This window comes from Bacillus sp. M5A3_1b (assembly GCF_053345335.1).
The window spans coordinates 331,305-353,522 of record NZ_JBKEZY010000006.1 but is presented as its reverse complement, the minus strand read 5'-3'; the positions used below and the strand labels follow the sequence as shown (position 1 = coordinate 353,522).

20 protein-coding genes are annotated in these 22,218 nt (G+C 31.8%); 16 read left to right on the top strand and 4 right to left on the bottom strand.

The features are described 5' to 3' along the window. Window positions 1–123 precede the first annotated feature (123 nt). The 7 genes from ACLBWW_RS19185 (at window position 124) to ACLBWW_RS19155 (ending at window position 8,295) form a co-directional block, all read left to right on the top strand. Window positions 124–684: a class I SAM-dependent methyltransferase gene (locus tag ACLBWW_RS19185; protein WP_097890881.1), complete on the top strand. Its 561-nt coding sequence runs from the start codon at window positions 124–126 to the stop codon at window positions 682–684. Window positions 685–954: 270 nt separating this feature from the next. Next, entirely contained in the window at window positions 955–1,434 is a 480-nt protein-coding gene (locus tag ACLBWW_RS19180) for an SRPBCC family protein (protein ID WP_097890879.1), read from the top strand. 79 nt (window positions 1,435–1,513) lie between these two features. Next, window positions 1,514–4,684, top strand: a complete 3,171-nt coding sequence (locus ACLBWW_RS19175) for an ATP-binding cassette domain-containing protein (protein ID WP_098152288.1) — start codon at window positions 1,514–1,516, stop codon at window positions 4,682–4,684. A 421-nt stretch (window positions 4,685–5,105) separates the two neighbouring features. After that, entirely contained in the window at window positions 5,106–5,411 is a 306-nt protein-coding gene (locus ACLBWW_RS19170) for a PadR family transcriptional regulator (RefSeq protein WP_000338007.1), read from the top strand. Next, window positions 5,408–5,938, top strand: a complete 531-nt coding sequence (locus ACLBWW_RS19165) for a hypothetical protein (RefSeq protein WP_048547017.1) — start codon at window positions 5,408–5,410, stop codon at window positions 5,936–5,938. The genes ACLBWW_RS19170 and ACLBWW_RS19165 overlap by 4 nt, the downstream gene beginning before the upstream one ends. After that, window positions 5,919–7,364, top strand: a complete 1,446-nt coding sequence (locus ACLBWW_RS19160) for a serine hydrolase domain-containing protein (protein WP_447614168.1) — start codon at window positions 5,919–5,921, stop codon at window positions 7,362–7,364. The genes ACLBWW_RS19165 and ACLBWW_RS19160 overlap by 20 nt, the downstream gene beginning before the upstream one ends. A gap of 121 nt (window positions 7,365–7,485) precedes the next feature. Continuing rightward, complete coding sequence (locus tag ACLBWW_RS19155) at window positions 7,486–8,295, top strand: MerR family transcriptional regulator (protein WP_097890873.1); 810 nt, start codon at window positions 7,486–7,488, stop codon at window positions 8,293–8,295. A gap of 96 nt (window positions 8,296–8,391) precedes the next feature. On the opposite strand, the gene ACLBWW_RS19150 is transcribed toward ACLBWW_RS19155, so the two are convergent. Then, window positions 8,392–9,618 (bottom strand): MFS transporter, encoded by a 1,227-nt coding sequence (locus ACLBWW_RS19150; protein WP_098047560.1) that lies wholly within the window; start codon window positions 9,616–9,618, stop codon window positions 8,392–8,394. 221 nt (window positions 9,619–9,839) lie between these two features. On the opposite strand from ACLBWW_RS19150, the gene ACLBWW_RS19145 reads away from it, so the two are divergent. Continuing rightward, complete coding sequence (locus ACLBWW_RS19145; protein ID WP_048547024.1) at window positions 9,840–10,415, top strand: NUDIX hydrolase; 576 nt, start codon at window positions 9,840–9,842, stop codon at window positions 10,413–10,415. Window positions 10,416–10,457: 42 nt separating this feature from the next. On the opposite strand, the gene ACLBWW_RS19140 is transcribed toward ACLBWW_RS19145, so the two are convergent. Continuing rightward, window positions 10,458–11,174, bottom strand: coding sequence for an SDR family oxidoreductase (locus ACLBWW_RS19140; protein ID WP_048547026.1), 717 nt, complete (start codon window positions 11,172–11,174; stop codon window positions 10,458–10,460). A 153-nt stretch (window positions 11,175–11,327) separates the two neighbouring features. Between ACLBWW_RS19140 and ACLBWW_RS19135 the strand changes: the two genes are divergently transcribed. From ACLBWW_RS19135 to ACLBWW_RS19105, 7 genes are all read left to right on the top strand, one after another. Then, on the top strand, window positions 11,328–11,666 hold the full coding sequence (locus tag ACLBWW_RS19135; RefSeq protein ID WP_048547027.1) for a winged helix-turn-helix transcriptional regulator: 339 nt from the start codon (window positions 11,328–11,330) through the stop codon (window positions 11,664–11,666). Window positions 11,667–11,898: 232 nt separating this feature from the next. Continuing rightward, the gene (locus ACLBWW_RS19130; protein WP_098131697.1) at window positions 11,899–12,762 is read left to right on the top strand and encodes a serine/threonine protein kinase; all 864 of its coding nucleotides are present in this window, start codon (window positions 11,899–11,901) and stop codon (window positions 12,760–12,762) included. Window positions 12,763–12,815: 53 nt separating this feature from the next. After that, window positions 12,816–13,568: a class I SAM-dependent methyltransferase gene (locus tag ACLBWW_RS19125; RefSeq protein ID WP_048547030.1), complete on the top strand. Its 753-nt coding sequence runs from the start codon at window positions 12,816–12,818 to the stop codon at window positions 13,566–13,568. A gap of 194 nt (window positions 13,569–13,762) precedes the next feature. After that, window positions 13,763–14,557, top strand: a complete 795-nt coding sequence (locus tag ACLBWW_RS19120) for a VOC family protein (RefSeq protein ID WP_048547032.1) — start codon at window positions 13,763–13,765, stop codon at window positions 14,555–14,557. 116 nt (window positions 14,558–14,673) lie between these two features. Further along, complete coding sequence (locus ACLBWW_RS19115; protein WP_048547034.1) at window positions 14,674–15,426, top strand: aminoglycoside phosphotransferase family protein; 753 nt, start codon at window positions 14,674–14,676, stop codon at window positions 15,424–15,426. 117 nt (window positions 15,427–15,543) lie between these two features. Next, window positions 15,544–16,344 carry an ABC transporter ATP-binding protein gene (locus ACLBWW_RS19110; protein ID WP_098047566.1) on the top strand — a complete coding sequence of 267 codons (801 nt, stop codon included), beginning with the start codon at window positions 15,544–15,546 and terminating at the stop codon, window positions 16,342–16,344. Further along, window positions 16,329–18,206, top strand: coding sequence for a hypothetical protein (locus ACLBWW_RS19105; RefSeq protein WP_098047567.1), 1,878 nt, complete (start codon window positions 16,329–16,331; stop codon window positions 18,204–18,206). The genes ACLBWW_RS19110 and ACLBWW_RS19105 overlap by 16 nt, the downstream gene beginning before the upstream one ends. A gap of 76 nt (window positions 18,207–18,282) precedes the next feature. Here the strand turns inward: ACLBWW_RS19105 and ACLBWW_RS19100 are convergent, their stop codons facing one another. Beyond that, window positions 18,283–19,230: a phosphotransferase enzyme family protein gene (locus ACLBWW_RS19100; RefSeq protein ID WP_098047568.1), complete on the bottom strand. Its 948-nt coding sequence runs from the start codon at window positions 19,228–19,230 to the stop codon at window positions 18,283–18,285. A 192-nt stretch (window positions 19,231–19,422) separates the two neighbouring features. Between ACLBWW_RS19100 and ACLBWW_RS19095 the strand changes: the two genes are divergently transcribed. Continuing rightward, complete coding sequence (locus tag ACLBWW_RS19095; RefSeq protein WP_447614167.1) at window positions 19,423–20,511, top strand: helix-turn-helix domain-containing protein; 1,089 nt, start codon at window positions 19,423–19,425, stop codon at window positions 20,509–20,511. A gap of 14 nt (window positions 20,512–20,525) precedes the next feature. Here the strand turns inward: ACLBWW_RS19095 and ACLBWW_RS19090 are convergent, their stop codons facing one another. Further along, window positions 20,526–22,217: a M3 family oligoendopeptidase gene (locus ACLBWW_RS19090; RefSeq protein ID WP_447614166.1), complete on the bottom strand. Its 1,692-nt coding sequence runs from the start codon at window positions 22,215–22,217 to the stop codon at window positions 20,526–20,528. Window position 22,218 lies beyond the last annotated feature (1 nt).

Sequence of the window (22,218 nt, the reverse complement as noted above, 5' to 3'; positions counted from 1 at the left end):
GAAAAATTTCCAGCATGAGTTCGGTATTGTACTGGATTCATGCTATTAAATTTGTTGAAGAAGGAAGGATAATAGTAAACATAGAATATATTAATAAATCAAAATGTTTATGAGGTGAAAGTGATGGCAACAAAACAAGATGAAATTAAAGTAGTAGTCGGCGCTGGCGTGTTTAATAATAATCCAGGTTGGATTCAAACACAAGAAGATGAACTTAACTTATTAGACAAAGCTACGTGGGAAGAAAGATTTGAATACAACTCTATTTCAGCTATTTTAGCTGAGCATGTATGGGAACACCTTTCTTTTGAAGAAGGTATAAGAGCAGCTGAAATTTGTTATGAATTTTTAAAGCCAGGAGGGCATATTCGTTGTGGTGTTCCTGATGCATTTTTCCGAGATGAAGCATACCAAAACATAGTTCAAATAGGCGGACCTGGCCCGAAAGATCATCCAGCAGCAAGTCATAAAATTGTTCATAATTATAAAACATTAACGGAAATGTTTAAATTTGCTGGATTTGAGGTAGTTTTACTTGAATATTGTGATGAAAATGGTCAGTTTTATTACAACGAATGGGATGCAAACGACGGTGTTATTTTCCGTTCGAAAAGGTATGATTCTAGAAATAAAGGTGATAAGCTTGGCTTTCCATCGCTAATTGTGGATGCGATTAAGCGGTAAGTCATTCAATAAAAGCAGGGATTAATACTATAATTTCATGAGTCGCAAATGCGGCTTTTTTTATTGGTGCGTAAGTCTATATTTAATAAGGAAACGGATATACATGATAATTATTTTTCAACATTATATAACTCGACTTGGAAAATATTTAAGTTTTTCTCATTACCATTAACTTTAAATTAATACTTCGTTGACATAAAGATTTATTTTATATTTATATTCGTGTAAAATAGAGTGAGAACATACATTCTGTATAAAGGGGCAATCAATATGATAGCTGAAATTGGGAAACTAACTAATGGGTATATTGTAAAATTTGAACGCCGATTTCCAAATACAATAGAGGAAGTTTGGTCTGTTTTAACAGAAAACAGTAAGCTTAAAAAATGGATGTCTAATTTACAAATTGAAAGTCTTAAAACGGGTGGAATAATAAAGTTCGACATGATGGATGGTTCATTTATAAATATTGATATTTTAGAGTGTCAACTAAACACAGTACTAGAATTTAGTTGGGATAAAGATCGTGTCCGATTTGAAATACATAAAGAAGAAAATGGTACTCTTTTACTTCTTAAAGAATACATTCATGAGTTAACAGATCATACACCGAAAGATATAGCTGGTTGGCATATTTGCTTAGATCTTTTTTCTTCCGTACTAGAAGGAAAAGAAAAAGAATTTTCTAAAGATGAATGGCAACAATGGTTTGAAACATATAAGGATAAGATCCTTGAAGTGAGAGGATAATTGTATAAAAGGTTATAGTCATTATGTAATTATTACACTGTAAAAATGATTTTAAAGAAAAATAAGAATAGAGGTTAATATGAAAGTAAATCAATTAATTGCTAATAACATAAATAAATTAGATACAGTGATTCCATTTAATAAGTCGTTTGGAATCGCTGGTTTATCAGGCTCAGGTAAAACAACCTTTTGTCAAACGATTGGTGAAGAATCAAAAAAACGATTAGTTTCTTTATTGCCAAAGGCTGAATATCAATATTTATTTCCTAACATTATGGAAACGAATTTTAGTGCTATTAAGATAGAAGATATGCCTTTAGTTCTTTTTCTAGGAAAATCATCGATTTCTTCCAATCCACGTTCAACAATCGGTACACATACTGGTGTTTTCACAGAGGTACGTGAAAAACTTGCTGATGTATTTCATCTTTCACCTGAGGTTTTTTCGTTTAATAATCAGTTAGGTTGGTGTATTGGTTGTAAAGGCCGAGGTACTACTAAAAATATTGAGTGTGAAAAATGTAAGGGAAAACGTTATAGCGAAGAAATCGAACAACATACGATAGATTTATTTGCTAAACCACATACAATTTCAAATATTAATGATTTAAGTGTTGAGTCTATTCTTTCGTTAGCGGAAGAGTTAAATATTAGTGAAGCAAAGCAACATATACTGCAAAATATAATTAATATGAACATTGGTTATTTAACATTAAATCGAATTATGGGTACGTTGTCAGGTGGAGAGTTAACAAGACTATATTTGGCTGAATTTATGGCAGTAAGCGAAAATACTGTAATTATTATTGATGAGATTTCAGTTGGACTTGATCATGAAACATTATTACAAATATTAGAAGAGATTAAGCAGTTAGGGTGTAAAAATCAAATTTGGCTCATTGATCATTCAGATACAGTACTGGATACAACAGATGAGCAATTGTTCTTTGGACCTGGTAGCGGAAAATATGGTGGACAAATTGTGAAAGAATCGCCAAGACCAAAACCAATACTGTCGGATCTAAATAAAGAAGTACCAACAGAATATTATACATTCCAAGAATTATATTGTCGCAATATCCAAATGGCGGAATTTCAAATTCCTAAAAATAGGCTTGTGACGGTTACAGGAGAGTCTGGATGCGGGAAATCTACACTTGTCAATGAATGTTTAGCTACAGATTTCTTGAAACGATATCCAAAAGATAAACTAGTTATGGTAGGGCAAGATCGCAATCAATCCATTACAAGTCGATCAACTGTAGCAACTTTTCTAGATATTAAAAAGAAACTAACAAAGTATAGTGAAGAAATTGATGATATTTTTGAGCGTTCGATTGAAGATATTATTGATGAACTTCCAAATGAAGATATTGCGTTTAAACGCTTGAGTCTACTAATTAAACTAGGACTTGGTTATTTAACGTTAGAACGAAAAACACAAACATTATCAACAGGTGAGTTCCAATGTGTTCATTTAGTTTCAGAGTTATTTGCAAACACAAGAAATCCACATACGTTATTTATTTTTGATGAACCTTCAAAAGGTTTATCGCAAAATATTTTAAATCAATTTATAGACAGTGTTAGAGGAATATTGCAAGATGAATCAGTATCCATCGTTATGATTGAACATAATAGTTACATGTTAGAAAGCTCTGATTATATTGTAGACTTCGGGAAAAGACAGCTTGAGGCTATCAATCATCTTGAAGTAGTAAGTCATGATGATTATTATCGTCAGAAAACCACTGTGAATAATGTTGAGCAAATCCATATTACTTCAGCGCTTAAGCATAAAAAAGGCGTTCACTATTTAGAAGAAAATCATATTAACTATTTTAAAAATGCTGAAAATGTTTATAAGGGTGGTATTTTAAAAAGTTTATCATCAATGGCGCGTTTAATTTATGGTGAGTATGAATCTAATACAATTGCACCGGTTATTGCTATTGATCTTGAGAGACATTTATACAGTCAATATAGTTTTTTATATGAGGTTGGTGGATTAATTAATCATATTGTAGCTGCTCATCCAACTAATAAAGATACGAGAAGTTTTGATTTCTATTCACAGGACAATCATTGTCCATCTTGTTCTGGACGTCTTCAAATTGAAGTTTTCGATAAAGATATTACAATCCAAAATAAAAACGTTCCATTTTGGGACGGTTTATTTGATCCAGAAATCATGAAAGTATTAAAATTTTATCAATATGAGAAAATAGAGTTTCTATTCGAAGAAATTAAAAATGAACTTGGTCACGATTTGTCAAAGAGCTATAATGATATGTCAGAAGAAGAAAAGCATACGTTTTGGTATGGATATTTTGAAAAATCATTTTATGATAAAAAAGGAAAGACGCGCAGAACATGGGTAGGATTTAATACGATTATTGGTGGATATATTGTTATTTCAAAAGCACCTGTTAAAGAAGAAATTAAGGCTTCTAAAGAAATTGTAACATGTCCAATTTGCGAAGGGACGGTTTTAAACCATCATAAACCACTTAAATTTGGCAACTCAGATATTCGTGAAATTATCAATCAACCAGTTAATGAAGTGTTGAAAATAGTCGGTGATTTACCTGAACTTCATAAATTGAAATATATTGTTGGTGGCAATATGAGATTGACAGAAGATGTTTCTTTATTGCCAAGAAAAGCACAAGTTGCACTAAAAATGTTTGAACTAGAACAGGCAAGCTTTTTAAACTATGAAATGGTGTTACAAAATGTCTTACCATTCTGGGGCGAAATTAAAGGGAATATCGAATCCATTAGTGTTAATAATCAAGTAACTGTTTGTGATTTCCCTAATGTTTATGAAACGAGAGAAAACATAATAGATCAGTATTTCACAAATGGTAAATATAAAAAACTTACGTATGTATACGAAGCGTTTGGATACAAAAAATTAGTTACCCAAATTAATAAAATTAAAAAAAGTGATCCATGTCCATTCTGTAAAGGAAAGAAAGTTATTACTGAAGATAATTTGCATGATGGTGTTTTTAAACTAACAATTCCATGTGTAACTTGTAATGCAAGTGGTATTAATGACGAAGGTCTAAAAGAAGTTGTTGAGGGTGTGGATGTAAAAACATGGTTAACTGGAAAAGTTAGTGATGTTGTGGATGAGAACTTATTAACAGAGGCAGTTGCGCAAATACCAATTTTTAATCGTATTCGTGAATTGGATAAACGAGATATGATGGCGATTTATGAGTGTCTTGAGCGTAATCAGTAAAGTTTTATTAGCTTATGTGTTATTAACATAACTTATATAAAACGTATATTCTTTATAATGTTTATAATAACGCAGTATGAGTATTACAAGGTAATGAAAGAAGATCCAATTTCTTAATGTGAAAATTAAGGAATTGGATTTTTTAGTATTTTTATGTCCCGTATACTATATTTCCAGCTAAGATATGGAGGAGAGATAGAGAAATAAAAGGGACAAACAGTTGATATATTATGTAATTATTATATTATAAAAGTAATTGTTAGGGGTAAAAACAGTTCGCAAGTAATATCTTTTGCTTATAATATCTTCGTTCTGTTGTCTGATTTTTTGGATTTAACAGAAATATATACTTGAATGAAGTATATATTTCTGTTAAATTTATCCTATGGATAGAACGAGTTTAATTAAAGGTCATTTAGAAATGTGTGTATTATCTATTTTGTCGAAAAAGAAAAGTTATGGTTATGAGATTATGAAAGAACTTGAAGTAAACAATTTAAAACTGAAAGGAGTGGGAAGTATTTATCCCATTTTAACTAAGTTGAAAAATCAAGAATGGGTTAATACTTATCAAGTAGTAACAGACAGTGGTAAAGTTAGGATTTATTATGAAATTAATGAAAACGGGAAAATACGTCTTGAGAAAAAAATTAATGAGTGGTTAGAATTGCAATCGGATATTCAAACATTATTAAAAAGCGGTTTGAAAGGAGACCTTCTGAAATGAGGAATAGATTGATAGGTAAAGAAAAGCAATTTTTAACAGACGTACTAAAGGAATTAAAGCAATACGATATAAGTTTAGAAGAAAGGCATAATATTAAGCGACAAATATTAGAACATATTCAAGAATGTCGTGAACATGGTGAAGATAGTATAGATGATTTAGGTACACCTCAATTATTTGTTCAGGATTTTTTAGAAGTAAATGAAATTGATTTAAAAGTTAAAATGAAACAACTTCAAAATGAAAAGGACAAATATAACACATTTATGTTACGTGGCATATTCATCGCAGTTATTACTTACCTCAGCTCACAAACTATATTTTCAATATTTTTAACTGAATCATTTAATCCAACTAATAGTAAAAATGCATTTCAGTATAATCTTTTATATCGCATATCAGAGAATCAATGGTGGAACGCATTATTAATAATGACTAGTTTGACACTCTCTGTAGTAGTATATATTAGCTTAGTAAGTTATAAAAAAAGAAAGCATCTAAAGTATAATGAAGAATACGATCTATAAAGTCTTTCTAATTTGTATTCTTTGTAATGTATTTATGCTATGTATCACACATCCAAAAGTTTACGCTCAGCAGAATGTTAAAGTTACATTAGATAAGTATATTGAAAAATTTATAAAGGAACAGAATATTCCAGGAGCTGCTGTTGCAATTGTACATAATAAAGAAGTATTCTTCACAAAAACGATGGGGGTTACTGGAGAATCTGAAAAAAAGGTAACTAGTAAAACGCCATTTGCAATCGGCTCAATAAGTAAATCTTTAACAGCTTTAGCTATAGTGAAATTAATAGAAGATAAAAAAATAAAATTAGAGGACCCAGTTCAACGATATCTCCCTTGGTTTAAACTAAAAAATCCTCAAATATCCTCAACTATAACAATCCAACAACTACTAACTCATACAAGCGGAATCAACACATATGAGGGCTTAGCATTATCAGATAAGCAATCCAAAAATTCTACAGCATTAAAAGAAAATGTAATGACGCTTTCAAATGTAAAATTAACTGCTCCACCAGGTGAAAAATATCAATATAGTAATGCGAATTATATAATACTTGGTGCGCTTATTGAGGCCGTTACAAATGAAACATATTCATCATATATGGAAAAGCATATTTTTCAGCGATTAAATATGAATGGTGCGGCAGCAAGTAAAGAGACTGCATATGAAAAAGGTTATTTAACAGGTTATCAGTCTTGGTTTGGCATACCGAAAAAAAGTATAGTCGCCTATGATAATGCCGGGGCACCGTATGGCTATATTACTGCAAATTTAGAAGATATGATTCAGTATACTATGTTTTTGAATCGGTCAGAGGATGCTCAATTCTTAAAGCAAGAAAACATGGATCTTTACCTTTCACCACTTTATAAAATAAATTCAGAAAAAAGTTATGGTTTTGGATTAAGAACAACAAATATAAATGAAAGTGAAACGATGATTTGGCATTCAGGATCAACGCCCGATGCTCGTGCAGAAATATTTATTTTAAATAAAAGTGGCTGGGGTGGTGTGATTTTAACAAATAAAAATCATGTTTTAGAAGAATCAGCACTATCGGAATTGAAAAATGGGATTATTAGTATTTTGAATGAGGAAGAACCGGTTGATATCCCTAATAACATACCATTAACACAAATTATTTTGTTGATAGTTACACTTATACTTTTCATAATATCAATTATATTAATTAAAAAGTATAAATATATAAAAACTGTAAAAAAGCTAATTTGGTTATTCACAGGGAGTCTATCCCTACTATTATCCATTATTTTCATCCCACTGCTTACTTATAGTACAAGTTCACCTTGGCGTACGATTAAAATATTTGCGCCAGACGTAGCTGTATTTACAAGTATTATTGTAACTTTATTAGCTGCGAACGGACTAATATCAATTCTTATAGCCTTAAGAAGGAAGTAAGTATAAGGGGAAAGAATGAAAGAAATATAAGTTAAGTGTTAGAAACAGTTGACTCTCACACAATGTCATTGTTTAAGATGAAGTTGAACTTCGAAGTAGATGTAACTTATAGGAGGAAATCATGTTTAAAATAGGAGACTTTTCAAAACTATCTTCCATTAGTATTCGGATGTTGAGACACTACGATAAAGTGGAATTATTACAACCAATAAAAGTTGATGAGCAGAGTGGATACCGATACTATTCAGCAGCCCAATTAAAGAAAGTAAATCAAATTCAAACGTTAAAAAATATGGGATTTAATATCGCTACCATTAAAAAAATAATAGAATGCGATAATATAGAGGGTATTAAGGAGCAATTTTTAAATCGTAGTGCTCAAATTAAAGAAGACATGACTAACCTCAAAAAACAATTACGTCTCCTCGAAGATTCAATGAAAACGATGAGAGAGGATGTTGTTGATATGAATTACCACGTTTCAATAAAAGAAATTCCAGAAAGATATGTAGCCAGTGTTAGAAAGGTTATTCCATCATATAATTGTGAAGGCGATTTATGGACCATGTTAATGCAAGAAATTCATATGAAAAATATTAGTATGGCCCATCCGAGTTATAGTATCGCTGTCTTCCATGATCAAGAATACAAAAAAAATGATGTAGATGTAGAAATACAGCTAAATATCTTAGGAAAGCATAAAAATACAAAAGATGTTTATTTTCAAAAAAAAGAGCCAATCAAAGTAGCTTCTGTAACAGTAAACGGAAGTTATGAACAAATAACAAACGTAAATGAAGCAGCCGCAAAATGGATTGAGACAGAAGGTTACGAATTAGCAGGCCCGATGTTTAATATTTATCATGTGAGCCCAGCGATGGAATTGGATCCTAATAAATGGGTTACAGAAGTTTGTTATCCAGTTAAATGATGATAAAGAAAAAAGGCATTATAATATGCCTTTTTTCTTTATAAACTTATCCATAAATTTTAATTAACCAATCATACATAATTATCTTTCCTTCCATCATAGCTTTCGTATCGGACTACATAGTGCAATAAAAACTTCAAGTAACTTCGTAAAGGCAGCTAAAGCAAATACATACACTGGATTATAAGCTGAAATAATGCCTCCTACTAATGCCCCGAGTGGCATAGCTAATCGTGTAAGTACACGTGAAAATCCTAAAACTCTCCCTTGCATATTTGATGGAACTGTTTCCTGGCGAACGGTGGCTACAATTGTATTCCATGCAATATTGCAAGTCATTGCAACACCGAAAGCAATTCCAGGAGCGAACCAATATGTATTCCAAAGCGCGCAAGTTAAGCCAATTGCTCCAACAAATAGGAGTAAAGGAATTAGTATGCCGCGCTGCAACCTTTTTTCTAAAGGAACTGCAATCAAGCTTCCTAAAAGACCACCTATTCCAATTAATGAATAATTAACCCCACTTTGTTCTGGGGTAAGTTGTAATGTGGATAATAAATAATACATGAATACACCTAAAACCGCACTTGCTCCAAAGTTTCCTATCATAGCTTGAAAAGATAAAGCTAAATTTAAGCGGTCATTTTTGAGCCATGTAAATCCATTAACCAAATCAGATAGTACATTTTGAAGTGTATTTTTATCTTCACATTTTTTATTTGTGTTTTTCATAGACGGTAATAACATCACAGCAACTAATGTTGCAATAAATGAAAGAACATTAATCCAAAGCAACTGAAAGCCGCCAATAAAAGAAATGAAAACCCCAGCTATCATTGGACCAAATAAACTAGCCAATTGATTGACCATTTGATAGAAAGAATTGGCCTTCGTTAAGGATTCTCCAGCAATTTGCGGAATGACTGTAACAGTTGTTACATCAAAAAGCATAGACATAACTGCTAAGATAAAAGTAATTACGTATAAATGCCAGATTTCTAATAGATGTAATGCGTGTAGAATTGGTACGAGACTTACTAAAATAATATTGGTAATATCCGCTATCCAAAGTAATTTTTTTCGATCGTATCGATCAATTATTACACCAACTAAAGGGCCGAATAAAACAATTGGCAATACATTAATAGAAAATAAAGAACTCATAATTACAGCTGAACCGGTTAATTGATAGGCAATCCAAGGCAATGCAAAAGTATATAGTGAATCCCCAATTCGTGAAATGAGTAAACCAAAAATAAAAATCTTGTATTCTTTAGAGAAAGTTGTCTTTACGGTAAATCTTTGTTCTTGTTTAAGTTTCACACTATTTATACCACCTTTATTATAGAGGGATTTGAAAAAAATCCGTTCAATATTTGTTATATATAGAATTCTATGATTCTTTTGTGAATCCTACTTTTTAGATGTATTTTAAAATTTTAAGGAGGGAATAAAAATGAAGGCTTTGGATTGAAGATTATTTAAAAACATAATAAAATTATAGTAAACTATTTTGCGAGAAAGTTGATTAAGGAGGGGAAATATTGATACATATAGATAAAAATGTACGAACATCTGGTGCATATGTAATATACGAGAACTTATTTGTTTTCCAAGTTGGGCCAACGAGTAAAGGAGATACATTAGGTGTAGTAAGGCTCGGCGGACATAAAGAAGATGAAGAAACAGCAGTAGAAACTGCTAAAAGAGAAGTGAGAGAAGAAGCTACTATCGATATTACTATTTTGAGTTCACCAAGTACATATTATAAAGAGAACTGGAATGTGCAATCAAAGAAAATAAAGGTAGCAAATGAGATCAATCCAATATTAATTATTGATAGTCCAGATGAAACTTTATCTATTATGTATATGGCACATTCAGAAAATAAGCCATATACATCTTCTGAAACGAATGGACTTTTATTACTTACTTTAAGTGATATTAGGCTAATTTGTAGTAAGGAAATAACACTAAAAGATTATATTAAGCAAGGTGGAATAGCTATATTGAAAGAAAAAATGGATATAGACTTAATCTTACAACCTTATCCGCAACTTATGTTTTTAGCAGGAATTTTAAAAGAGGATCCTGTATTACTGCAGCAGTTTCTAAATTAGCAACAAAAGCCACCTTAATAAGGGGCTTTTGTTTTAAATAATTTAATGGTATGTGTATCCTCCATCAGGAAACAATACATTGCCTGTAGTAAAACTATTTTGCATTAAATATAGAACAGTATGTGCAATTTCATCATTATGCCCAGGCCTCTTTAGAAGAGAAAGAGATTTATAAGCTTCATAAGCAGCTAGTCTATTTTCGTTTTGTTCATTTTCCCTCCGTATCGTTCCAGGGGAAACAACATTAACTCTTATAGGAGCTATTTCAACAGCTAAAGCTTTCCCTAAACTCTCAATAGCACCATTACAAGCTCCATAAGCAGGTGCTCCTTTAAGTGGTCTTTGACTAAATGCACCGGACATTAATACGATAGATCCGGAGTCTGAAAGAAAAGGAATTGCATATTTTACGGCATAATATTGTGGCCAAAACTTGCCGATAAAGCTGCTTTCAGCAATATCATCCGTAGCAGTAATTGGTCCAAGGGTATAAGAGGCTCCTGGGGTGAACAAATGATCAAAATTCCCAAGCTTTTTGAAAAAATCTTCTAGTTGGTTTTTATCCTGATTATCCAATACATAAGTTTGAAGACGGTTGTTACTTATTATTTCTTGAGCAATCATTAGTTTTTCTTTCGAACGCCCTGCAATAATAACATGTGCTCCTTGTTCGATTGCTTGTTTTGCTGTTGCTAATCCGATACCTGAGCTCCCACCAATGATAACGATACGATTATCTTTTAATGTAGTAATAGACATATTTTAGCCACTCCCTTAATAAAAACTTTAAAATAAAATTGCTATGCTTTTATTATTCGCTAAAAGATAGCGAGTGAAAAGTACGCACTTTATATGTACATAGTCGCAAATTTCGTACTAACCGCTATTCATGTGGATTTGAGAGGTGAAAAAATGGATTTACAAGAACCGAAATTAAAAGGAGTAATAGCGACATTACAAATCATCGGAGGGAAATGGAAGCCACTCATTTTGTTTATATTATTAACTGATGGAACAAAACGATTTGGTGAATTAAAGCGATTAATACCAGATATATCTCAAGGGACTTTAGCGAAGCAATTGCGTGAATTAGAGCAAGATCAACTAATAGAACGAGAAATTTATCAAGAAATACCACCTAAAGTGGAATATAGTTTATCTGAGCATGGAAAAACAGTAAGTACAGTGTTAGATAGTATGTGTGGTTGGGGAAGAAGACATTTAGATTATATAAATAGAAATAAACTATAAAATTATTATGTAAACTATTTATGCACAAGGAATATATTTTCCTTATAACTTGTATTTTATAATATATAATAGAAAGTAAGAATATTTTGGTAGTCGTTGGATGAAGGGACTTTATTTGAAAGGAGTGATGTTTTATGAACAAACAGAAGAAAACAAAGTATGAGGTAAAAATAATTTGAGTATGCGTATCATGCCTCTATAAACTACGTTCGCTCAAAGCTAGGAGCAGCGCATGATAAATATTAAAATTGGAAAAAATGAATACCCAATAACATTAGCTGAGGATCATAATTTTGATTGGTTAAAGGATGTAGAAGTATTTACTATTTTTGATCAGCAAGATTCAGGGAATATTAGTTTTGGTATTATTGAAAATGGAAAACGCTATTTTTTGAAGTATGCTGGTGCACGCAATTTAGAGTACAAAGGTAATGTAGAGGATGCAATCCAGCGATTAATGAAAGCAAAAGAAGTGTATGAACAAATTCAACATCCTTTACTAGTTCCATATATTAATTCGATTCAAATGAAAAATGGATTTTGTTTAAGGTTTCATTGGATTGATGGGGAATGCATGCACAATCATTGGGACTTTACACCGTTTGAAAAGCACCATGCACCAAATTCGCCTTTTGTTAAGTTAAGACAATTATCCGTGACGGAGAGACTTAACATATTGACACAAATTTTTGAGTTTGCAGCCTATGTGGAGTCATTAGGCTATGTCATGGTTGATTTTTATGATGGCAGTATTTTATATAATTTCGAGCAATCAAAATTGACGATTTGTGATATTGATTTCTTTCAAAAAACACCTGTATTCAATGAAATTGGGAAAGATTTTTGGGGGACAGCTCGCTTCAAAGCACCGGAGGAATATGAACTGCATGCACAAATTACAAGCGAAACAAATGTGTATGTATTAGCTGGAATTGCTTTTGCCTTTATTGGCGGAAAAAATGATAAAAGCTATGAAAAATGGGAGAGCACACAAGAATTATATAATATATGTACAAAAGCGCTACATAAAGAAAAAATTAATAGATATCGTACTATTCAAGCATTTTATGAAGCTTGGCTTTCATATATAGAATAAATAATTGATGATTCATTTTAAATTATATGTATTAACAAAGGGGAACACATAAAATGAACGAATTAGAATACAAAAACTTTTATGATAAAGTAGGAAGATTAAATGGATGGGATTTTAGTAAAATAAAATGTGAAACTGTAGGAGATTCATGGGACTTTTATAGAGAGGTAAAAGAAAGATGCAAGCCATCACATATTTTACTAGATGTTGGTACAGGTGGAGGAGAAAATGTACTTAACATAGCATCTTCGGCTAAATTGTTAATTGGAATAGATAATTCTAATGGGATGATTGCTACAGCACATTCTAACTTAAAAAAATCAGGCATACAAAATGTTGAGTTTCTTCAAATGGATTCTGAAGCTTTAGTGTTTCCGCATGCACATTTTGATATAGCTTCAAGTTGTCATGCACCATTTATAGCATCCGAATTAGCAAAAGTAATGAAAAAAGGCGCTTTGTTTTTAACGCAACAAGTTTGCGAACATGATAAATTGAACCTAAAAGAAGCATTTGGAAGAGGACAATGCATAGGCGAAAGAGATGGAACTTTAAAAGAAAAGTATATGGGTGAACTTATAAATGCAGGATTTGAACTCGTGCAAGTACGTGAATATGATGTTACTGATTATTACAGTACGCCTGAAGATCTTATTTTCTTGTTAAAACATACACCTATTATTCCTAGATTTGGAGAAGAGGAAGATGATTTTACTATTTTACAAAAGTTCATTGATGCAAATAGTTCTGAAAAAGGGATTTATACGAATTCAAAAAGATTTATGATAACTGCTGTAAAATCATGATTTGTTTTATTGTAAAGTTGCTTTTCATTTAAGGAAAGGCAGCTTTTTTGTATGGAAACAATGCAGGATAAATTTAAATATTCATACTAAAGTTGTAGCTTTTATATGAAAAAATCCACCCTTCTGTTTGATTTTATCTATTTATAAGTGTAATACAATACGAATAGATAATATGAAACAAGGGGGAATGTAACGTGATTACACATATATCAGATATAAAATTACAAACGGTTTCGATAGAAGGGGTAAAGCAAGTATATAAGGACATATTATCTTTTCCAATAAAAAAAGAAACGGCATCTTTTATTCAATTTGAAGTAACACCATATACAACAATTAGTTTTCAAGAAGTATACGAACCAATCGCACCTGCACATTTCGCTTTTGAGATTCCATATTCAAAATTCCACGGAACAGTAAGATGGTTAAAGGATTCTGGATTACTCATTGTGAAATGGCAAAATGGAAATGTAATTGGTGAAGAGAGTGGTCTATTCAATGTATACTTTAAAGACAGTGATGGAAACCTTCTCGAGATTATCGCACATACGTATGTGAAAGAAGATGTATTAGTTCCGCAGTCACCTTTAAATATTTTATACGTAAGGGAAGTTGGTCTTCCTGTTAGAAGTGTACCCATATTTCGCGAATGGTTGAAATCAAATTTAAATATGAAAACGATGGAAGATGGGGATATTTTCAACTTTGTAGTTGGTGGCACTGCCTATATTGTTGCGACTTGGTGGCAACGACCTTGGATTCCGATTGCGATGAAAGCTTTACCACCGAAAGTGCATGTTTCTTTCGGAACACCAGATCTTGCATTTTTACAGCAAATCCAAATTAACTTTAAGAGAAATTGTGTACCATTTCAATGTAAACATAATGAAGTATCATTTATTGAGCAAGGATATGCATTTTCAATTGTGCATACACCACATTTTCCTTCCGATATTCCTAGTAAATTAAACTTACCACTTTCTATTTAAGGATAGAAAGTGATAAGTTTTTTATATTTTCGTAGAGAAGGGTTTCCGCATAATTACAATGAATGTATAAAGGAGTATAAGGTGTTAGCTTAATTTACAATAAGGAGAGAAATGAATTGAATTTAGGAAATCCGATAGCTAAAGGGAATACAGCGGAAATCTATCTCTATGATAGTAAGGTTGTAAAATTATTTAAAGAATATCTTCCAGATACAGAGTCTATAAATGAAGCAAAAAAACAAAAATATGCTTATTCATGCGGGCTACCAGTTCCAAACGTATTTGAAGTGACAAAGATACAAAATAGGCAGGCAATTATTATGGAATACATAAAAGGAAATAGTATTGGTGATCTCCTGCTAAATAATCTAAATGAGGCAGAGCATTACATAAATATTTGTGTGAATGAACAAAAGAAGGTTCATTCTATTCGTATGAACACAGATGAAATAGAATCAATGAGAGAAAGATTAGAGCGACAAATTAAATCTGTTTATAAATTGGATGAAAAACAAAAGGGAAATATATTGAATAAGCTACATTCAATCAAATTTGAACCAAGATTATGTCATGGGGATTTTCATCCGTTTAATCTAATTTTGAGTAATAAGAGTGTGAATATTATAGATTGGGTTGATGCTAGTTCAGGTGACATTCGCGCAGATGTGTTTCGGACATACTTGTTGTACTCACAATCTTCGGTAGAATTAGCTGATATGTATTTACATATTTATTGCAGAAATACTGGATTATCGAGAGATGAGATTTTTCAATGGGCACCTATTATTATTGCGGCTAGAATATCTGAAAATGTAACTGCTACAAACATTGAATATTTAAGTGGTTTGGTAGCGCAGTATTGTAATTAAAGAAAAGCTCTTCCTAAATTCATTTTTTATTAAATTCGTTCTAACAATGCAAATGGATGAGTAAGGTTATTGAGATTTGTAATCGGGTTTTACATTTGTAAAGAAGGAGTCCATTTTATGAAAACTGGTGAACCAATTTCAATGCATACTGAATTTGAGCAGGTTGCTCCTGCGCTACAACTTTCGAAATTACATAAGCGTTTCGGAGAATTTATTGCAGTTAATCATATTGATTTAATTGTACCAAGAGGATCATTTTACGGAGTTGTTGGGCCTAATGGAGCAGGGAAAACTACATCATTATCGATGGCCGTTGGTTTATTACGACCAGATAGTGGGAGCGCAAAAGTTTTTGGAATTGATGTTTGGAGTAATCAAAAACAAGCTAAAACGCTAATTGGGGTATTACCAGATGGGTTAGCTTTACCGGAAAGACTTACTGGTCGTGAATTATTAACATATATGGGATTGTTAAGAGGAATGAGTGCCAAGGAAGTTGCTCAGCGAACAGAAGAATTACTTACAATATTAGAGTTGAATAATACTGAGGGGACTCTAGTTATTAATTACTCTACTGGTATGCGTAAGAAAATCGGTCTTGCACTGGCACTTCTTCATGCGCCGAAATTACTCGTTCTCGATGAACCCTTTGAGGCGGTTGACCCTATTTCTGCAGCTACTATCAAAAAGATTTTACAGAAATTTGTTAGTTCGGGTGGTTCTGTAGTATTTTCAAGTCACGTCATGGCGTTAGTTGAACAACTTTGTGATCACGTTGCAATTATTTCAAAAGGAAGAGTGCTTTCTTCAGGAACAATGGGAGATGTTTGCGGTGAAGAAACTCTCGAAGACATTTTCGTTCAGTTAGTAGGCATCCCTGCTGTTAAAGGAGAGGAACTGTCTTGGTTAGTGTTTTGATTCGAATGAAGTTATCTTTCCTTAAAAATTCAATGAATAGTGGTAAAGCAGTTCTTTTCATTATTACAGGAATAGTTGGTTTATTGATTGCAATTGGAACCATTCTACTTTTTTCTTTTTATCCTACGGAACATAACGTTTCACATAGTATTCTTTACATTACATTTGCTCTGTGGACAGTAGGGTGGGTTTTGGGTCCAATTATCGCTGGGGGAGATGGAATATTACGTCCTGAATATTTCGCGTTGCTTCCATTTACTTCTTATAAACTTGCTAGGGCGTTACTTGTTGTAGCTTTTATAGGATTAGGACCAATCGTTAGTTTAATAGCCTTCATAGGACTATTCATTTACGCAGCTAGGGTTAGCTTAACTGCAACTATAGTTGCAGTTCCAGCAATTATTTTACAGTTAATATTTGTAGTATTGTTATCAAAAGTAGTAGTTAGTATTATTGGTGAGACGTTGAAATCAAGGATTGGCATGGAAGTGGGAGCAATGCTCTTTGGTTTCATTATAGCGTTTCTAAATGTGGGATGGTATGTACTTCCTGCTATTAATAAGATGACACTTAGTGATTCAACTTTACTTTACATGTTTCCGTCTAGTTGGGCGATGCTCGCTGTAGAGTATGCGATTCAATCCAATTTGCTATTAGCTTTTGTTTTTTTAATGCTTCTAACAATATTATGTGGATTTCTCTTTTTTATATGGACTACATTATTGATGAAAAGTACAGAAACTAAGAAAATCGAGGGAAGGATTAATACTAATAAACATAGAAAAGCTTTACGTTTCTTTTCAGACACGAAAATAGGAGCAACAATTACGAAAGAATTAAAAAGTTGGGGAAGAGATCCACAACGAGGCCGTTTCCTCCGGATGGGTATTTGGATAGGGGTATTTTATGGTATTTTAGCTACAAGCGCTAATATATTGTACTTAATGCCTTGGGCAGGGATAATGATGATTGTATTTACAAGTATGTTTTCCTGTAATATATATGGTTTCGATGGGAGTGCATTATGGTTAACTTTGATGACACCTGACGCAGAACGAATTGATGTGCGTGGCCGTCAATTTGCATGGTTGCTAGCGGTTGGTCCAATTGCGATTATAACAACAATTATTTTCACAATCTCTAGCGGACTTACTTTCATTTATCCTTGGGTATTTGCAGTAATACCAGCATTACTTGGTGGAGCTGCAGGTCTTATTATGTTATTTTCTGTATGTAACTTAGTACCAATAACTGATCCTCATCGCCGCGGGAGAGGGAGTGTTATCTCAGGTGATGATATGAATGCGAGTAAAATGTTTATAACAACGTGGTTAATGATGGTGATGGTACTAGCAACAACTATACCCGCTTTGTTAGTTGTATGGCTTGGGATATTACTACATGTACAGTTCTTACAATGGCTAGGTTTATTGACTGGCATTTGTACAGGAATGTTTTTTGCTTGGTGGTTTGGGCGAATTGCTTACTTAAAACTTGAAAAAAGTGGATCTGAATTGCTATTTGAAATGAAGAATGGCATGAAAATATTGCATGGGGATAACAAAAAGAAAGATAACGGAAAAGCGGTTGAATTACCTAAGAAAAAACTAGCTATTGTTGTTCTTTTAGTATTTATGGGTATCTTTTTTTTGATACATCAAAGTGTAGTCCCGTTAATTTTTGAGATATTTAGTGTAGATGAAAAAGTTCGTCTTTTCTTTCTACCGCGCTATGTTCCACATATTGTTCGTATTCCTATAATCATCCTATTTGCTATATTAGGTACAGCATCTTTGTATAAAGCAATTGTAATTAAGAAAAAACATGGGAAGGAACATCAATTTATAAAAGATGAAATGTAAAATACTGTTTAAAATAATCTAGTAATTATAGGATGTTGTTCAACTATCATTACCATGTAGTTGAACAACACTTCTGCTAAATATTAATGAGAGAACGATTATTTTCGATTTTCATCCTATAAAGATTCATTATCCGTACTTGTTCCTCAGTTAATTCTTCTTTATCCCAATACATATGCATTAAGCTATATTCAAAAATCTCCTTTAATTTTATAAACATAGGCAACTTGTCTATCATCTCTTTAGGTAGTTCATTTTCTTCTTGATACCCTGCAAATAGTGCTTTTGTAATAGAATGCTCATAGTCAACGATATTCCCATTTCCAGCAAATGAATATTCAATCGCACTATAAATAGGAACTGCTAAATCAAATAGGTAAAAATGTTTTTCACAGTCTTGAAAATCAATCATTGTTATATTTGAATTGTTTTCAACTAAAATGTTTTCTAACCATAAATCACCGTGAATTAAGCCGTAATTCGAAGTGGATTTTTCTAACCCCTTTATAGAAGTTAAAACGTCAGAGGCAATTTCTCTTATAGTAGTTTCGTCTTTAGGGATATACTTAAGAAAATTATATTCTTCATTTTCATACCAATCGTTTATATGTTTAACCGGTTTAGTCTTTTCAAAGCTTTTAGAAATACGATGTAATTTTCCAATTTGTTTACCAAGATTTCTAAATATATTAGAATTCCATTCGCACCTTGGTAAATGTATACCTGGAGCAGCTTTATATAATACAGCAAAAATCTCCTTGTCTAATGTTAACTTTTCTATTAAATTCCCATTAAGAGAATGTATTATTGGAGGAACTGCTAAACCATTTTCATATAAAAAGTTCGTATATGTAACTTCTTCTAACTGTTCTTCATATGTTTTGTAGTTTGTAATTCTAATGAAGTAAGTACCTTGTTGTGCGTGACATTGATACATTTCATTCGTTATAGATTTAATGTTAATAAAATTTAATGGATAGCGTTCATTTATTAATTTGAGTAGTTCTTTTTCTAGCTTGTTCATTGTAACGTCCTTTCCAAACTTTAATTTTTCACTTGAGAATGAAAAGATTCTTCATTTACAACATTCGTGTTTTATTTTTGATATCCTTTAAAATGAAGCATGATGTAATGAATGGCTCATTTTATAAAACACAAGAAATATCAAAAGAAAGAAACGAACCTCTTTTATACTTATAAATAAGGAGTGAAGAAAATGAATGAACATATACAGAAGATGATTGATTGGATTGAGAGCAATTTAAAAGAAGAATTTTCATTAAATGAATTATCTCGTTATATGGGTTATTCTCCGTATTACTGTTCTTTTAGATTTCACCAAGTAACAGGCATTAGTATTAGACGCTATATTCTTTTGAGAAGATTGTATTTATCTACGGAGGATTTGACGAATAATAGAAAGATAATACATATTGCATTGGATTACGATTATTCTTCGCAAGAGGCTTATAGTAGAGCTTTTAAGAATGTTTTTGGAATGAATCCAAGAGAATTCCAACTTAACAAAATGCCTGTTCAGTCATTTATTAAACTAAAAATAGAAGGGGAGTTTAAAATGAATGTTTCTAGAAAATTAGAGGTTGAGCAGTTACGAAATGCGAAAAGAGAGCTGTTTGATAAAGATGTACTAAACATATTAAATGGTCAAATGATGTATGAAGACTTTAAAAATGAAAAGCTAATGGGTGATTCTGAATACGCACCATTTAATGAGGCAATGTGTGTGAACCAGGCTACTACACAAGTTTTTAATGAAGAGTTTATTAAAACAAGAGCAGACGGACATAACAGTTCAGTAGAAAGTTATACAAAAAAGGTTATAGACCCGTTAGAAAACCTTTTTACGAAAAAGTATAAATGCATTGTTTTATGGTTTGGTGAAGATATGTTTTGCCAAATAAATCTACTTACTATTCTTTCATATCTTGAACAGTCTTGTTATGAAGGGAAAGTATACTTAAATAGTTTCAGAGAGGATGAATTTAAAGTAAATCAAATTGAACTTGAATTGGGGAATTATTCTTCTATATACAATGAAGTATTAGTAAACCATAAAAAGACTTCTCATAAGGTACCACCTGTAATGTATCAGGCTATAGACTTATATTTAGAAATGCTAAAAGAAGATAATATCGTAATGAAATTCATCTTTAAAAATCAAGGTTTATCAAATCAAGAATTATTAATAAAGTTGTTTCAACTTTTTCCAACAATCGGATATGGTGATACTCAGTACATAAATCTAATAAATAATATAAAGAAGAAAGCTGAACCTAAAATATAGGAACAGCTTTCTTCTTACAATTGTTCAAGTAACGCTAATTCACTCTCTACAAATAACATTAGTTCTTTAATCGTTTCTCCAGAAAAATCAAAACGAATTCCAGCCGCTTCATATACTTCCGTTAAAGATCTAGAGCTACCTAATGATAAAGCCTTTTTATAGTTTTCTATTGATTGTTTAGGATTTTCTTTATATTGTTTATACATTTGTAACGCACCAAGTTGTGCGATAGCATATTCGATGTAATAGAATGGTATTTCGAATATGTGTAGTACAGGTAACCAGCCAGTTGCGATCCAATTTTCATACCCTTCAATATTTACGACGTTTGATTGGTAAGTGTTATGTAATTCTAAATACTTTTCATTTCTTTCTTTAGCGGTATGGTTAGGATTCTCATACATCCAATGTTGAAATTGATCAACGATAAGCATTTGTGGTAAATACTTAACAATATCTTTAAAGAAATCTAATTTTGCTTTTATAAACTCTTCGCTATTTTCATAAAATGTATCCCAATACTCCATCGAAAATAATTCCATCGTCATGCTAGCGAGTTCAGCTGATTCTGAAGGGATCTCTACATATTTTTGAAGTTCTAACTGCTTCATACATTCATTATGAATACTATGGCCCATTTCATGGAGGAAAGTAGTAACATCATAATGTGTATGATTAAGATTCATGAAAATGAAAGATAATTGAGAAGCAGGTAAATATTCGCAAAATCCTCCTGGTCCTTTTCCTTTACGACTTTCTAAATCTAAGCAATTATTTTTATGCATACGGTCCAGCAATTTAGAAAATTCAGGATCTAGTTTGTGTAAAATACGAGAACTTTTTTCGATTAATTCACTTGCGTCTTCGATAGGTTTTAATGCTTTTTGATTTGGTGCGGTTGCTTTTAGGTCCCATGGACGAAGACAATCTACTTGAAGTTCAGATTTTTTCTCACTAAATATTTTATCGATAAGTGGTACTACGTATTTACGAATAGATTCAGCAAGCTCATAGCAGTCATCAGGCGTATAATCAAAACGTTCATGTTTTTTAAACATATAATCACGATAATTATCTAATTGAATGTTTTTCGCCTTTTGGTGACGGATTGCAATTAATTCATTTAATATATGTTGTAACTTATTTTCAACAGATAAAAACTTTTCGGAAATGAGTGTTTTTGCTTTTTTTCGTATATGACGATCCGGATCTTGTAAGTAAGACTGTAGTTCAGTAATTGTTTTCTCTTCACCGTTCCATAGTGCAGTTAAACCACCTGTAATTTCGAAGTACTCTGTTACTAGTTTGTCTTCAGTTATCTCTAAATCAATGTTTTTTTCATAAAATAATGTTTGCGCATTCTTAATTTTTTTATCTAGTAAGCTATACGTTTTTGGATCAAGTTCCATTCGAAAAGGAGACTCTAAATATTTATTATCAAATGAATTTTGATAACGTTTTAAAAGAGGCCTTACAAATTGTTGATCATGTTCAAAAGTATCTTTTATTTTTTTATTATCTGTATTACATTGAAAGGCGATATAGTGCGATCTTAATTGTTCTTCAATTTCCCAAATGAATGTAGATTGTTTTTTTAACCAGTTTTCAAGTTCTAGTTTTGAAGAAATCACTTCATTTTCTAAAGTAGAAAGAGTATTTTCTAATTCTAGAACGTTACTAATATCAATCGTATTTAAGTGTTGCATG